Source organism: Bacillus sp. RO2, assembly GCF_012911845.1.
Lineage (GTDB): Bacteria > Bacillota > Bacilli > Bacillales > Bacillaceae_I > Sutcliffiella_A.
Map to the genome: position 1 here is coordinate 41,282 of NZ_JAAXCU010000017.1, position 14,630 is coordinate 55,911.

The following is a 14,630-nucleotide window of genomic DNA, read 5'->3' on the forward strand; positions in this document are numbered from 1 at the left end:
ATTCCATTTTTTCCTTACGGGTGTGTCCAGTCTACTTTTATGATTAATGGAGGTTGTTAATTAGAGTGATTGCTTGATTTACACGATGGCTCCAAGTATTGGAGAGTGCATATTTTTTTCGTATGGAGCTGTCACCTGGATCTTTTAATCGAGAATGTACTTTTGAAATAAATTCTGAGTAACTTCTTCCGACATCAACCAAATCTTTAACCAATAAACATTCAGGTAACGCTGTGGATACGACTGGTTTGCCTGTAGCCAAATATTCATACATCTTTACTGGATTTGTGGCTAACGTAACAGAAGTTAGCTTAAAAGGGATAATACAAATCGCCATCTGTTTCAAATGGGATGCTAGTTCATGGTGGGGAAGGTGGCCTAAGAACGTTACATTTGGCAAATGATCTAAAGAGAACTTTTTACCAAATTCCACTCCTATAATCTTGATTTCACAATCTTTAAATTCATGTGCAAGCCTTATGATTAAATGATCATCTACCCAGGGAGCCCATGCCCCTATATAGCCTATTATTTTTTTAGGCGGCAAACTATGCCGTGATGGAATATGGAGACCCATAGACTCGTCATAGGCATTACGAATCAAGTCGATTTTTTTATGAGGGTATTCTTTTTTTAGACGAAAGTATAGTCTTTCTGCAGTACACGATACTGCATCGGCAATCTCGATCATTTCTTTCTCGTATTTAATCCAATCAGCAAATTCATCCACACAATCATAGATGATCCAATCAGCTTTATATACTTTTAATTCCTTTGCTAACATTGCCCATGAGCACCAAACACCCACTTTGCAACCTTTCTCTTTTCTGACGTTCGGTAATGTATCATTTAACCAGTTGTCATGATGATGAACTAAATATAGGTTTGGTGCAATTTCTTCTATTTCCCGATCTTGTTGAGTCTTATTACAGTAGAATACCGTGTATCCTTGTTTCGCAAAATTCTGCATTAACTGTTGAGGTCTTTGCTTCATAAAACCCCAATCAATGGTTGGAGGATAAATAAGGATGTTCACTGAAATTCCCCTCCTTACGATATGGAACAGTTTTCGAACATATATTGATCAGGACTATATTCGAACGAACACTTACCGCTTCAAGGATGGCGTCATCTCCAGCATTTCCTGCTCCATAAAATCCATAGGTGAATAATTTCATGTTGATCCCCCTAGCATGATGTCGATAATTTTTGCACTGATACCAGCCGTTCCATAAGGGTGACTCCAATTAGGGGAAGTTGTTGATACCCTTTCCACAGAATGGATTATCTTGAAAGTATCATAACCAGCTAGTGTATTGGCTCCACATTCCACTGTCTCAGGGCGTTCGGTGTTTTCCCGTAAGGTAATACATGGTGTCCCTAGAATACAGGATTCTTCTTGCAAACCTCCGCTATCTGTTAACACCATTTTGGCATGTTGTTGTAGGTGTATGGTTTCATGGAAATTTGGTGGGGGATCTAGTACGAGAATGTTTGGATGATGGATTAAAGGGTCTAGCATGTTATTGTTTATGAGTATTTTCTTTGTTCGAGGGTGAAGCGCCCACACGACTTTATCGGATGTGTGATTGGCAAGCTGCTTTATGGCTTCGATTATTCCGTTTAAGCGCTTCTTGTTATCCGTGTTCTCCTGACGGTGGCATGTGACAAACAGATAGCCTTTTGATTGTAAGGAATGTTTATCGAGAATACTTGGTGGTACTCCCTCTGATATATAGGTAACGGCGTCGACAATGGACTGGCCAACAAGATGGATTCCTTTGTTTATGCCTTCCTTTTTTAAATTTTGAACGGCTCCTTCGGTAGGGCAGAAAAGGTAATCAGAGAGGTGATCAACAAGAACTCGATTCGTTTCTTCTGGCATGGTTCTGTCATAGCTTCTTAACCCAGCTTCCACATGAGCAATCTTGGCATCCGTTTTACAGGCAGCAAGGCTTGCAGCTAGTGTCGTATTGGTATCCCCATGCACGACAACGAGATCAATTTTATCTTTAATAATGATTTCCTCCATCTTTACCATAATCTTGGCCGTTGTTTCACCATGTGTGCCAGAACCTACATTAAGATGATAATCTGGCTTAGGGAGCGAAAATAGATCTAGGACCATCCCATCCATAAAGTAATCGTAGTGTTGGCCGGAATGTATAAATAGATGAGCGGAATTTCGCTTTTTTAGTTCCTTGATCAAGACGGCCATTTTTATCAATTCAGGCCTGGTGCCGACAATGATAGCTATTCTCATAACGCTTTAGTCCTCTCCATTGGATTAGTTAGAGATGTTATCTATTAATGAAAGGATGCTATTGCATCGATGTTCCCACGTGTTGGAAAGTGCAATATGTCTACGAAGGGTTTCATCGCCTGGTGTTTCTAGGTAGTTTTTTACTTTCGCAATGAAATCTAAGTGACTTGAAGCGATGGAGATAACTTCTTCATACTTTCTACACTCAGGAAGGTTGGTAGAAACAACGGGCTTTCCGGTGGCAAGATATTCATACATTTTGACGGGATTGGTTGCAAGAGTAATAGAATTTACCTTAAATGGAATAAGGCATACCGAAAAAGTAGAAAGATGCAAAGCCAACTGGTCGTGAGGGAGATGCCCCAAATAAGTAATGTTAGGAATATCGTGCAAACGGAATTTTTTATCAAATTCAATACCAATTAGGACTATTTGGATTGTAGGGAGGGCATATGCAAGCTTACGTATCAACGCATCATCCACCCATGGTGCCCAGGCTCCTATATAACCGATAATGTTATTTTCTTTTGTCCCTTTGGAACTTTTTAGATGCAGTCCCATACTGTCGTCATAGGCATTGGGAATAAGAGTAATTGTTTTATAGGGATACATTTTAACTAAGCGATCTTTTATCCGATCCGCCGTGCAGGTGATAGCATCAGCCTTATCAATCATCGCTTTTTCGTACTGCAACGCTATCGCAAAGTCATCTACACAGTCGTAGATCACCCAATCTGCCTGATAAACATCCAATGTATCAGCTAGCATAGGCCAGGAACACCATACTCCAACACGGCTTTTCCCTGTTTGTCTAAAGAGGGGAAGGATTTCTGTTATCCATTGTTGGTGATGATGAACGAGATAAAGGTTAGGAGAGAGAAATTCCATGTCTTGCTCTTTTTGTGTCTTGTTACAATAAAAAACACAATAACCTTTTTGGGCGAATTTGGTCATCAATTGTTGTGGGCGCTGCTTCATGAATGTCCAGTCAATGGTAGGTGGGAAAATTATGATGTCCATCATGATTCCTCTTTTCCAGCTTCTACAAGTTCATTAGTGAACATAGTCTATATAATGTATGTACTAGGGAGAAGGGGGTGTAGGCATTTGCACAGAGAAAACATACATTTTAAGTATTTTAAGGAAAAAAATAACAGTACAACTTTTAGCATCGTAATCTGCACGTATAATAATGCGGAATACATACGCAAAGCAATAGAAAGTGTGATGAACCAAGAAGTGTCTAATTGGGAATTGATCATCATCAATGATGGATCCACTGACGATACGTTAGAAATACTCGCCCCATATAAAAACTCTCCCGCTGTTCACATCATTTCCCTAGAGCAAAATAGGGGTAAGGCATATTGTTTGAATATTGCGTTGCATGCAGCAAAAGGTACATGGCTAGTCGAGCTTGATTCTGATGATTGGTTAGAGAAAAATGCCCTACTCGTTCTAGATGAAGTCGTAGAGACTGGGGTAGCGGCGTACTATGGAAACTACGCGGAATGGAGGGAACATCTCCGCGATAAGAAGCTCTCCTTTTCTAAGGTAATCAAAGGGCTGCCTAACTTCACCGCGTCCGTTTATTTAGAAAGTGCCTACCCGCTCGCTCCACGAATTTATCAGATAGATCTCTTACGAAAAATCGGTGGTTGGCACACGAAGGATATTTACCAAAGTAGATTGTTTGAAGATGTATATATTTTGTGTGCAATAAGTAAACAAGGAAAGGTAGCGCATATTGATAAACTTTTATATCATAGAAGATTAAGAAGAGGAAGTGTGTCTGCACAACAAAGAGAGGTATTTGAAAAGTGGAGAGACTGGGTAAGAGTGGAATTATCAATCTAAATGAAGTTATTATTACACTTAGGAGACGATATACGTTTTATCGTCTCCATTGAACTGTTTGTTAATTAACTTCGTTTACGACGCGGACGCCTTCTACATTGTCAAGGAAAATGGTGACAAATTCAGATGGTGTTACATAGGAGCCGTTTCGCACTTCAACTACGATGGAATTTCCGTTTACGGAGTCTAGCCGGCCAACTGGAGTTTGGTTGGGAAGATAGACTTCCACTGTTTCGTTAACATACTTAGATAATGATTCTGGAAAATTCATGTTCGTTCCTCCATTCTACCTTTATACTGTTTCGACACTTCTATATGGAGTAATGACAACGTCACCCTCAGCAGTAAGAATTTCTGCTACATCGGTACCTGCTACAGTAACCCTTCCCGTCACTGTTCCGAAAGTAGTGCCAACTGTCACAACCCTGCCCTCGTTTGCTTCAAAAAACGCTCTCACTTCAGCTGGTGTGAGGTTACCATTTTCAATAGCTTCAATTCGTCGAGTGTTGAGTTCTACTGATGCCTCTAACTCTGTAAACCTCGCTTCTGATGAACGGTTGTTCTCCGCAATTTGTTCAGTGTTACGTGCAACAGCCGCCTCTAAAGTTGCAAATCTCGCTCCTGTTGAACTGTTGATCTGGGCAATTTGTTGTGTGTTTTGTGCAACAGCCGCCTCTAACCGTTCAATTCTCTCTTCCAGAGAACGGATAGTTGGATTTGAATTACAATTGTCATTTCTCCTTGAAGAGCAAGGTTTTCTGGTGGAACATCTAAAACAGCCGCAACCCTCATATGAACCTTCAACATATACTACTCCCATGATAAAGCCTCCCTTTTTGTTAAAAAATGGTACTTAAACTCATTTACTAATCTATTCAGCATTTGAGTAATGTGTCCGTGTGCAGATGCCCTTTTTTCAATAAAGATAAACAAGTACAAACGTTTCAGCCACAAGCTGAATAATTTGAAAATAGACAAGAAGAAAGGAGTGAGAAGGGATGAAAGCTGTGCGTGTAATGGGTGAGAAGAAACTAATAGCAGAAGAATTGATTGAAAAAAGAAAGAAAAAGCAGGAGAAGAAAAAGAAAACGTGGCAATGTTACTTTTAATTGATAGACGTTTTCCTAGTAATTACTAGGTTAGAGAGTTCTAGTTTAAGTGGGTAAATGGTAGGGAGGAAAGAACCTAGAATCCTTGATAGGTCAACGTTTATGACATCTACCTAATCTATGAACCCATATTCACATTCCCTACTAAAATGTATCATCGCCCATGGACAAACGCTGATACAACCCCTGTTCACCACAATATACTATAAGCGAGAGGTATGAAAATACCACCAAAATTTAAAATTCCAAGGAGGAAGTAAATATGAGTTTCTATTACCAAAAGAAACACAGATGCGAAGATGATGATTTTTGCAAGAAGGACTTTAAGAAGGATGACCGTAAGAAAGATGATTGTTTCAAGAAAACTGTGGTAGATTTTGAATGTGATGTTGAACTTCCGGCTCTCGCAGATCTCACAACTCCTGCTAATACTGAGCAAACTATTGCTGTTGGACAGGAAACTGCAATTGCATCGATCACTTTTGAACACTTGAAAAAAGATGCAGAAGTATTATTAAACGGTATTTTACACTTGAGAGAAGATGCCACTGCTCAGGCAGTAGTAAGAATTAAAAGACGAGATGGTCTACCATTAAATACAAGTGGAACAACAATTTACCAAACTCCGTTGCTTACTCTAAATGGTGACTACCTTGCGATCCCGGTTTTACATTGTGACGACCTGTGTAACGTTTTCTGCAATAAAAAAGAAACTGTAAGTTATGTGTTAACTGTTGAGGCATATACTGCGAGTGTTATTCTATCAAGACCTATCACTTTCGCAGGTACAGTAATCAAATAATTTTGTTTGTGAATGCCCAACCGAATATGGTTGGGTTTTTTTAAATATTTCGATAATGTATATAATAATAAAGGATAGTAGATTTAAAGTGTGATAGATATACCCCAAAAATAACTTTCCTCCACATTCTCCTCTAGATAGGATAATTTGTTTTATAAACTAATATTTATTTTGTTTAGTGTTTTCTTTGAAAAACTTTGGCTGTTGTAGATTGTCCCTGTTATTGAAATCCTATCATTGTTTAGTTCCATAATAGATCCAGTAGATTCTAAGTTCAGTACATAATAGTTATTAAGTTCATTTTGTGGTTTAAACCAGTATTCCCCATCCTTAATAATCCGTTCCCGCCAATCCTCCGCGGCCCACACCCATTCTATATCATCCCTGTCTCTACCAGATCCATTTAACAGCTTCGGATCCATTATTTTAGCTGACAAGGAAACGGCCCCGACAGGTTTAACTTCAAAGCACACAACCATGTCTTCTAATGGGACATCCCCATTATTTACAACCGTGAAGTTTCCATAAATACTGATGGTATCTTCTCCTTTTGGTGGCATGATTACCGAGTAATTGAAGTAGCTATAAAAGTCTTCTTTTTCTTCTTTAATGCTCTCTACTGCAGGAACTGCTTTCCCACTAAAATCCTGTATATTTCTTTCTTCCTCCAACTGCACCTCCAACTCTAATACTTTTTTATGTAGCCTTTTTATTTCCTCTTGGAAGACAGCTATCTTTTCGCTATTCAATTTTCTAATTTTTTCTTGGAGATATTTATTCCTAACAATTTCTTTCTCAACTATCCTATCCAACTCATTTATCCTATTTTTATACTTTGCAATTTCCGCTTTATAATAAATCACCTGTTGTTTAGCCCTAAACAACTCACTATTTGGATCCACCCTTCAACACTCCTCATAAATACGTTTACAACATCCTATGTACTGGACAATCGTCGTTATGAACAAAAGCAAAACAGCCAAAATTCATCGGATGGTACTCCGATCCTTTTGGCTGTTCTAAAAAGTGTTTATCTAGTATGTGAAAGTTATCTTGGGCGTCTATGTGCTGGGAAGATTTCTGGACATTGTTCTGGAAATTGTTTTGGAGGGCAGATTAAGCCTTCGATAATTTCCTCACGTGGGCGGCAGATTTTAGCTTCTACTTCTAGTTTTACGTCTGCTTCCATTTGGATGTCTAAGCAAAGTGCTAGGGTAACATCAAGTTGAGAGTATTCGTCTGTTGCGATTAGGTTAGAGTCGCACTCAAAATATGTTACATGGCAATCTAGCTCTGTGCCTTCAGGAGCACATAGTAGGAATGTTTGAACACTTGCAAAAGGTAGTGCTTTGGAACAGCATCTTACGCGTCCGTTACCGTCTACCAGTTGAACAGTAACAAAGCCTTTGATTAGTACTTTCACGCGTTGTAATTCGATTTCTGTGCCGTCTGGTAATTCTACATCTACAGTCGGGCGTCCACCTGGTTGCTCAATTTCTTTACAGATAAAGCCTTTGTGATGGCGGTGGTGGTGTGCTGCCATGACATCAATTTTACGACCGTGATCGTCGGATAGGTAACATTCGACTGCTAGAGGACCAATCTTAGGATCTATTTCACATAAAAGGTCAGCAATGTTTGCATCATCATCATGATCCCAATCGCATGCAAAAATTCCTTCTAAATCAGAGTTACATATACTTTTAGGGGAAACCTGTATTTGACGAGTTACCCAGTCGTAAACTTTACGAGCCTTAATGCAGACTCTTTCAGTTTCTTTATGACTCACTAAAAACTCCTCCTATTCATTTAATACCCATTTGGGTTACGGGACTACTGTATAGTATGAATTTGGAGGGTAAGTGTGCCGAGACAATGACCCAAATTTTATTTTTGCATCAGATTGTCATATTTTCCTAGCTAATGGAATTACTTTTAAAAGGGAGAGTTTTTGGGAGGGATAAGCATGAAAAGCTTTAAGAACGACGATAAAATTATCTTACAGCAGAAAATCATTCATTTAGGTGCAGAAGTAAAGCGCCTTACTGCATATGTAGAAAGGCTTAATAGTAAGTCTCTCTTGAAAAATATAGAAAAACAAAAAAATGAATATGAAGAGAAAATCATTCAGCTTACAGAGCAACTTGCACTATTGGAGCAAAAAGGGAACGAAAAGCTCACCAAGCTTCAAAAGGAAATCGCACAATATAAAGGAGAGCTTGCAAAGCAAAAAGAAGATCATCAGGGAAAACTGATGACCATTAGCAATGAAATGCATCAACTTAAGTACCAATGTGAGTCAGAACGAACTGCGCATCTAAAAGCAATAGAGATAAATGAGGAGCTTACGGAAGAGCTGGAGGATTTGAAAAGAGAGCTAGAGAAACAAAGTACCATAAATTTGGATCTTGAGAAAGAATACGAAATGGTGAAGGAAACGGTAAAAGGGTTGCTGGTGAAGATTGAAAGTTCTAGTCAGGCGCATGAAGGATATCAAAGAATTGCAGATATCAATGACCAGCTCGAAGCGGAGAATCAATCCTATCGCAAGCTGGTTGCCGAATTAGAGGAGGAAGTCAAATCACTGCACGATGAGAACTCCCTTTTAACAGATGACTTGAAAAAATTGAACGAGTGTGTGGTAGAACTGGAGAAGAAGGGGGATCAAGTCATTCATGAATCAACGAAGGTTTCCAGTCTAGAAAAGAAGAAATCTGCTCAACATGCTCAAGCGACTGATCCGCGAATTCAATCTTGGTTCTATAATAATGTGAAAAAAAACACATAAGCCTATACGAGTGATGATAGATGCGGAAAACCTTTTTGTCGAAAGCGCATAAGATAAAGTATCTTATACTACGAACAAATTGGAGGTTGCATATGAACTACTATCATTATTCAGGCCAACCAAAACCTACAGCTGGTCAGATGAAAGTGATTTCTTCAAGTAATAATTCCTCTTCATCAAACAAGAAAAAGAAATCCTCCGGTTGTGGCTGCGGTAAAAAAGCAAAAGTTATTCGAGAAGATTAACTTCATTACTACTAATTCCCTTTTTCATACATATCATCAATATGAAAGGGGGAATTTTTTTGCTTGAAAGCTGGTTTTGGTTTTTTCTGCTTGGACTTGCCAGTTTCCGATTAACTAGGCTCCTTGTACTGGATAAGATTGCGGGTTTTATCCGGAAACCTTTTATGGAAGAAATTGAGGAGAAGAACGAAAAAGGAGAAATAGAGGAATATATCGTTATTAAAGGAAAAGGGCTAAGACGCTGGATGGGAGAGCTGCTCAGCTGTTACTGGTGTACCGGTGTTTGGGTAACCACGGGCTTATTTCTTTTGATAACGTTTTATCCTCTCCTTGGCAAGCCGGTATTGATTATATTTGCTGCAGCTAGTGTGGCAGGGATTCTAGAGAGTATCGTGACAAGAATCATTGATTAAATGTGGCTCTCCTTAGGGAGGGCCTTTTTAAGTGGAGTTTTGTATACATAATTTCGAAGACAGATATAAATATTAAGAGATAGAGTTTCAAAGCAAAATGAGGTGAAAAAATGAAAACGTTGGCGTTTGTGATTTTATTGAGTGTGTCAGTTGGCCTGTTGGGTGCCTGCGGGCAAGGTGAGGTCAAAGAAAGAGTAGAGGACACTGTTATGAGGACTTCTAACGAACAAAAGGAGAAATCAGACAAAGAACAACGGGCAGAAGAGATTGCCAAGGATTTTAAAGAGGTCAAAGGTGCTGTGGCTTACGACACGGAAGATGAGTTGGTGGTTGCTTTTCATGTGACACAATATCAGAAATTTTTCACGGAAAAAATTGAGAAGAAAGTGAAAAAGGCATTGGAAAAAGAATTTCCTGACGAAAATGTAGTCGTGTCTCATGATTTAAAAATTCGCCTTGAGATTGAAAGGCTTAGAAGAGATGTCGAGCAGAAGCAGATCTCAGAAAAAGAACTGGAAAAGCGTATCGAAAAAATGAAGACTTTACGTGAAGAAAAAGCATAGGAGGTGTCATTAGATGAGTAATAAAGATAAGCAACTCACACCGGAACAAAAGACCTATCAGAAATTTGAACAAACCCTGGAGTTAAAGCGTCCGGTATGGAAGAATTGCATCATCGCTTTTTTGGTTGGTGGTCTCTTTTGCATTGTTGGTCAGGCCATTCAATTGATGTACATATACTTTTTTAATTTTACGGAAGTAACCGCAGGAAATCCTACCGTTGCTACCATGATATTTATAGCGATGTTGCTCACAGGATTTGGTGTGTATGACCGGATTGCGCAGTTTGCTGGGGCGGGAAGCGCGGTTCCTGTAACAGGATTCGGGAATGCCGTTATTTCCGCATGCATTGAACATAAGACTGAAGGTTACGTGCTTGGAGTAGGATCGAATATGTTTAAATTGGCAGGGTCCGTTATTTTATTCGGCGTATTCTCGGCCTTTGTGGTCGCATTGGTGAAGACAATTGTGGTTTCGTTAGGAGGGTTTTAATGCTACAGGGAAAACAATCATGGATTTTTGCCAATAAGCCTGTCATCACCTCGAGTGCTGCTATTGGCGGCCCCTTTGAAGCGAATGGTTTGCTTGCTAATGATTTTGATTTGCTGCATAAAGACTTATGGCTAGAACAGGATAGCTATGAAAAGGCACACCGGGTTTTGCTGGAGGAAGCGTGCGAAACTGCACTTAAGAAGGCAAGTTTGGAACTTTCTGATGTTCAATTTTTGCTTGCAGGAGATTTAATTAATCAAATGACCCCTTCCAATTTTGCGGCTGAGGCTTTGGAAGTGCCGTATCTTGGAGTGTTCGGGGCGTGCTCTACATCAATGGAAGGGTTGGCGCTAGCTAGTTTCCTGGTGAACTATGGTGGGGCAAAGTACTGTTTAACGGGTGCTTCCAGCCATAATGCGGCTGTGGAGAAGCAATTTCGTTATCCAACAGAATATGGTGGTCAAAAACCGCCAACAGCACAGTGGACCGTAACAGGTGCTGGAGTAGGACTTGTGAGCAATGTTGGAACAGGACCTCAGGTTACTTCCGCTACGATTGGCAAAGTAATTAATATGGGGCTAAAGGATCCATTTAACATGGGAGGCGCAATGGCTCCTGCTGCGGTAGATACGATTGAGGCGCATTTTAAAGATACTGGCCGGGATCCATCCTATTATGATCTGATTGCAACAGGTGACCTGGGACAAATTGGTCGTGAGGTTTCGCTGGAGCTATTGAGGGAAAAAGGGCTGCAGATAAGTGACGAGCAGTATCAGGATTGTGGTTTGATGATTTATAAGGAGGGACAACCAGTACTGGCCGGGGGAAGTGGAGCAGGTTGTTCGGCTGTGGTTTTATATGGACATTTATTGAATGAAATGAAAAAAGGAACATACAAGCGAATTTTGCTAGTAGCTACAGGCGCATTACTATCTCCGGTTTCTTTTCAACAAAAGGAATCGATTCCATGTATTGCTCATGCAGTGTCCATTGAGATGGGGACGGGGGGTGTCAGCTGATGTTATTATCGTTCTTCTGGGCGTTTGTTGTAGGAGGGCTTATCTGTACGATTGGTCAAATTATGTTTGATGTGTTTAAACTAACTCCTGCCCATACTTTGAGTGCATTGGTAGTTGCAGGTGCTGTATTGGATGGCGTGGGTCTGTATGAACCTTTGATAGCATTTGCCGGAGCGGGGGCGACGGTTCCCATAACCAGCTTTGGTAATGCGTTGGTACATGGTGCATTGGAAGAGGCGCAAAAGCACGGGCTTGTCGGTGTGTTGACAGGGATGTTTGAAGTGACAAGCTCTGGTATTTCTGCCGCAATTGTGTTCGGATTTATCGGTGCACTTTTATTTAAACCGAAAGGGTAAGGAGGGGGAGTTTGCGGTGGATGAAAAAATGATGCTTTCTTATAACCGGGCAAGTTTGAAGATGATACGAAACAATCTTCACGTCTATGCGATGGAAGCGAGTGACCCCGTCGCTCAAAACACCTATCATGAATCGATGATGAAAATCGACGACCTCCTTGCTAACATTGACTTAAAACTTAAGGAGATATAATGAATTCAGAGCTGTGAGTAAGGAGGTGTGTTTCGTGCCGCAGTGGATAGAGATTGTTGTAAGGTCTTTTGCGATTATTATTGGGCTGTTTTTGATAACAAAGCTTTTGGGGAAGAAGCAGCTGTCAAAGCTGTCTTTTTTTGAGTATATTGTTGGCATTACGGTGGGAGACATTGCCGGGACATTGTCGATGGATAGGGATCTGAATTTAACGAACGGTGTGACAAGCATATTGGTTTGGTCCCTTTTCCCATTTGTAATCTCACAGATCTCTCTTCGGAATAAAAAGTTCCGAGATATTGTGGAAGGAAATGCTACGGTCTTTGTTCGGGATGGTAAGATCCTTGAACATAATTTGAAGAAAGAAATGTACACGATTGATGAATTTCTCGAGCAGCTACGTAAGAAGGATATTTTTTCCGTGGATGACATCGAGTTTGCGACGCTTGAGTCAAATGGTGATTTAAGTGTGCTTTTGAAAAAAGAAAAGCAACCTGCTACATACGGAGATCTCCATGCTGACGCTCCAAAGCAGATAGAGCCTCAAACGGTGATTATGGACGGAGAAATCTTAGATGAACCTCTTGCTCAAATTGGATTAAACCGGGCTTGGCTGGATGCGGAGCTCGAGAAACGGAATGTTCTGTTAGATAATGTGTTTCTCGCTCAAGTGAATGCCTGGGGAGAAATGAGCGTGGATTTATATAATGATCATATAAAAGCCGCTCAGGTGAAAGAAAAGATGCTGACAATTGTGACGCTTGAAAAATGTATTTCTGATCTTTCGTTTCTAAGTGTCACTGCCAGTTCAGCTGGAAACCGCGCATTTTATCAGAGTGCCATGACAAGTCTGGAAGAAGTAAGCCGGGAGCTGCGCCCATTATTAAAGGGTTAAGCTACCGGCTCTTTTTTTGTTCATATAATAGCTTGAGGTGAAGAGTCATGAGTGAATTTGATTTTGGAGATGAACATTTAAAGTTTCTTTTTGAACGGTGGAAAGTTGATGAAGGGATCACTGAGGCTGGCAAACAGGCGAAAATAAATATTAGTACTGCAGATGAAGGGTTTATGTATGTGCAGCAGCTAGAAGCCAGGATGAATAAATATATTGGAAATTTGGAGCGGTGGATGGAAGGGAAAGCGAGTACTGTCGACGTTGATTTTGAGGATGAAGAAGAGTGAGTTTCGTAGTTGCGGAGGGAGATCCCTTCGTTTTTTTGTTTTTTTTTGAAAGTGGTAGAAGGTTTTCTTTAAACGGATGAAGGTGACGTAAGAAACGCAGAAGCTACAGGGTAAACGGTAGAACTGAAACCGGGAAATGTAGAAAGTCATTTGGGAAATGTAGAAAGTCAAAAACATTATGTCAAAACTAAACTCAATACACTCCTCCAGACCCTCCAATTTCCCATTCACTTAAAAAAATTCCGTAAAACTGCATATTGCCTGTAAAAGCGCCCATACCGTTTTTTGAAAAGTACATATAGTAATAGGGAATCTTCATTAAGGAGGTGCGAGATTATGGGTTACTATGGAGGCTATCCTTATGGTGTAGGTGGCGCTGGCTACGGTTACGGTTGTGGCAACCAAGGCGGCACATTCGTGCTAATCGTTGTTCTATTCATTCTTTTGATCATCGTTGGTGCATCTAAATTCTATTAATAATTAATTAGTGGGAATATGGAAAGTACGGGACATGTCCCCGTGCTTTTCTGTTTCGTCCACCTCCACAGTAGTGAGTGATGAATTATTAGTGGCACACCGATAGGCTCTCTCACATACAATGTGATATATCCGAGAGGAGGATGTTTGGTGGATAATAATATTTTTAAAGGCATTGAGAAGAAAACGGGCGTAAGTATGAAGGACGTATTTGAGCTTGCTAATTCGATGCAAAATGCAAATTTCAAAGACGAGCAAACGGTACGTAATTTGGTGTCTCGTGTAGCGACGTTGGCGAATAAGAAGGTACCTAAGGAATTGGAAGATAAGATTGTTAATACATTGATTAATGGAAATAAGCCGGTTGATATGGGGACTATTTCGAAGATGTTGAATGAGAAGAAGAAGTAAAAAAACATCTGCCTTCCACGTTTGTGGATGGGGCAGATGTTTTTTTGTTGCGTAAACCGCCGCTGTGAATTTCCGCAAAAGGCTTCGCTTTCCTAGGGGCGGTGCTTGAGCCTCCTCGGCTTCGCCTGTGGGGTCTCAAGCTACCGCTATCTCCCTCAGGAGTCTTCGCCTTTTGCTCCAATCAATAGCTAAAAAACTCTTTCATATAAACATTTTCATAGCTTGATAAAAATTCCGATAAAAATCTGTTAGACACGGCTGTTGAGTTCCGCAAATTGCTTCGCTTTCCTAGGGGCGGTGCTTGCGCCCCCTCGGCTTCGCCTGTGGGGTCTCAAGCTACCGCTTACCGCTATATCCCTCAGGAGTCTTCGCCTGTTGCTACAATCAACAGATAAAAAACTCTTTCATATAAACATTCTCATAACTTAATAAAAAAACACCTCATCTAAAGATGAGGTGTTT

22 protein-coding genes are annotated in these 14,630 nt (G+C 40.3%); 14 read left to right on the plus strand and 8 right to left on the minus strand.

The annotated features are described in order from the left end of the window. Positions 1-43: 43 nt before the first annotated feature. The 4 genes from HF078_RS21150 to HF078_RS02300 are packed head-to-tail and all read right to left on the minus strand — an operon-like array spanning position 44 to position 3,286. A complete protein-coding gene (locus HF078_RS21150; protein WP_169289685.1) occupies positions 44-1,036 on the minus strand; it encodes a glycosyltransferase in 993 nt (330 codons plus the stop codon). Further along, positions 1,005-1,178, minus strand: coding sequence for a hypothetical protein (locus HF078_RS02290; protein ID WP_169289686.1), 174 nt, complete (start codon positions 1,176-1,178; stop codon positions 1,005-1,007). Before HF078_RS02290 ends, HF078_RS21150 begins: the two co-directional genes overlap by 32 nt. Further along, positions 1,175-2,263 carry a non-hydrolyzing UDP-N-acetylglucosamine 2-epimerase gene (wecB, locus tag HF078_RS02295; RefSeq protein ID WP_169289687.1) on the minus strand — a complete coding sequence of 363 codons (1,089 nt, stop codon included), beginning with the start codon at positions 2,261-2,263 and terminating at the stop codon, positions 1,175-1,177. Before wecB ends, HF078_RS02290 begins: the two co-directional genes overlap by 4 nt. A 24-nt stretch (positions 2,264-2,287) precedes the next feature. After that, positions 2,288-3,286 (minus strand): glycosyltransferase family protein, encoded by a 999-nt coding sequence (locus HF078_RS02300; RefSeq protein WP_169289688.1) that lies wholly within the window; start codon positions 3,284-3,286, stop codon positions 2,288-2,290. Positions 3,287-3,370: 84 nt separating this feature from the next. Here HF078_RS02300 and HF078_RS02305 point away from each other — a divergent pair, with 84 nt between their 5' ends. After that, the gene (locus HF078_RS02305; protein WP_169289689.1) at positions 3,371-4,120 is read left to right on the plus strand and encodes a glycosyltransferase family 2 protein; all 750 of its coding nucleotides are present in this window, start codon (positions 3,371-3,373) and stop codon (positions 4,118-4,120) included. Positions 4,121-4,181: 61 nt separating this feature from the next. Here HF078_RS02305 and HF078_RS02310 read toward each other — a convergent pair whose 3' ends face one another. Further along, positions 4,182-4,391: a hypothetical protein gene (locus HF078_RS02310; protein WP_169289690.1), complete on the minus strand. Its 210-nt coding sequence runs from the start codon at positions 4,389-4,391 to the stop codon at positions 4,182-4,184. Positions 4,392-4,412: 21 nt separating this feature from the next. Beyond that, positions 4,413-4,940, minus strand: a complete 528-nt coding sequence (locus tag HF078_RS02315; RefSeq protein WP_169289691.1) for a hypothetical protein — start codon at positions 4,938-4,940, stop codon at positions 4,413-4,415. A gap of 551 nt (positions 4,941-5,491) precedes the next feature. On the opposite strand from HF078_RS02315, the gene HF078_RS02320 reads away from it, so the two are divergent. After that, complete coding sequence (locus HF078_RS02320; protein ID WP_169289692.1) at positions 5,492-6,031, plus strand: hypothetical protein; 540 nt, start codon at positions 5,492-5,494, stop codon at positions 6,029-6,031. Positions 6,032-6,183: 152 nt separating this feature from the next. Here HF078_RS02320 and HF078_RS02325 read toward each other — a convergent pair whose 3' ends face one another. Both HF078_RS02325 and HF078_RS02330 read right to left on the minus strand, forming a co-directional pair. Next, positions 6,184-6,933, minus strand: coding sequence for a hypothetical protein (locus tag HF078_RS02325; protein WP_169289693.1), 750 nt, complete (start codon positions 6,931-6,933; stop codon positions 6,184-6,186). A gap of 146 nt (positions 6,934-7,079) precedes the next feature. Then, the gene (locus HF078_RS02330; protein ID WP_169289694.1) at positions 7,080-7,820 is read right to left on the minus strand and encodes a BMQ_0737 family morphogenetic spore coat protein; all 741 of its coding nucleotides are present in this window, start codon (positions 7,818-7,820) and stop codon (positions 7,080-7,082) included. A 177-nt stretch (positions 7,821-7,997) separates the two neighbouring features. Here HF078_RS02330 and HF078_RS02335 point away from each other — a divergent pair, with 177 nt between their 5' ends. The 12 genes from HF078_RS02335 (at position 7,998) to spoVIF (ending at position 14,168) form a co-directional block, all read left to right on the plus strand. Further along, entirely contained in the window at positions 7,998-8,819 is an 822-nt protein-coding gene (locus HF078_RS02335) for a coiled-coil domain-containing protein (protein WP_169289695.1), read from the plus strand. 92 nt (positions 8,820-8,911) lie between these two features. Then, positions 8,912-9,064 (plus strand): hypothetical protein, encoded by a 153-nt coding sequence (locus HF078_RS02340; protein WP_169289696.1) that lies wholly within the window; start codon positions 8,912-8,914, stop codon positions 9,062-9,064. Positions 9,065-9,123: 59 nt separating this feature from the next. Continuing rightward, positions 9,124-9,477 (plus strand): DUF1360 domain-containing protein, encoded by a 354-nt coding sequence (locus tag HF078_RS02345; protein WP_277350500.1) that lies wholly within the window; start codon positions 9,124-9,126, stop codon positions 9,475-9,477. Positions 9,478-9,587: 110 nt separating this feature from the next. After that, positions 9,588-10,040 carry a YhcN/YlaJ family sporulation lipoprotein gene (locus HF078_RS02350; RefSeq protein WP_169289698.1) on the plus strand — a complete coding sequence of 151 codons (453 nt, stop codon included), beginning with the start codon at positions 9,588-9,590 and terminating at the stop codon, positions 10,038-10,040. A 13-nt stretch (positions 10,041-10,053) separates the two neighbouring features. Further along, on the plus strand, positions 10,054-10,530 hold the full coding sequence (spoVAC, locus tag HF078_RS02355; protein WP_148989524.1) for a stage V sporulation protein AC: 477 nt from the start codon (positions 10,054-10,056) through the stop codon (positions 10,528-10,530). Next, positions 10,530-11,549, plus strand: a complete 1,020-nt coding sequence (gene spoVAD, locus HF078_RS02360) for a stage V sporulation protein AD (RefSeq protein ID WP_169289699.1) — start codon at positions 10,530-10,532, stop codon at positions 11,547-11,549. Before spoVAC ends, spoVAD begins: the two co-directional genes overlap by 1 nt. Then, complete coding sequence (gene spoVAE / locus HF078_RS02365) at positions 11,549-11,905, plus strand: stage V sporulation protein AE (protein ID WP_169289700.1); 357 nt, start codon at positions 11,549-11,551, stop codon at positions 11,903-11,905. Before spoVAD ends, spoVAE begins: the two co-directional genes overlap by 1 nt. 16 nt (positions 11,906-11,921) lie before the next feature. After that, positions 11,922-12,098, plus strand: coding sequence for a hypothetical protein (locus HF078_RS02370; RefSeq protein WP_169289701.1), 177 nt, complete (start codon positions 11,922-11,924; stop codon positions 12,096-12,098). Positions 12,099-12,132: 34 nt separating this feature from the next. Next, positions 12,133-12,993, plus strand: coding sequence for a YetF domain-containing protein (locus tag HF078_RS02375; RefSeq protein ID WP_169289702.1), 861 nt, complete (start codon positions 12,133-12,135; stop codon positions 12,991-12,993). Positions 12,994-13,040: 47 nt separating this feature from the next. Then, positions 13,041-13,280 (plus strand): hypothetical protein, encoded by a 240-nt coding sequence (locus HF078_RS02380; RefSeq protein ID WP_060666676.1) that lies wholly within the window; start codon positions 13,041-13,043, stop codon positions 13,278-13,280. Between the two features lie 336 nt (positions 13,281-13,616). After that, entirely contained in the window at positions 13,617-13,757 is a 141-nt protein-coding gene (locus HF078_RS02385; RefSeq protein ID WP_010192910.1) for a YjcZ family sporulation protein, read from the plus strand. Between the two features lie 150 nt (positions 13,758-13,907). Next, positions 13,908-14,168, plus strand: coding sequence for a sporulation-specific transcription regulator SpoVIF (gene spoVIF / locus HF078_RS02390; RefSeq protein ID WP_010192912.1), 261 nt, complete (start codon positions 13,908-13,910; stop codon positions 14,166-14,168). Positions 14,169-14,630: the final 462 nt, after the last annotated feature.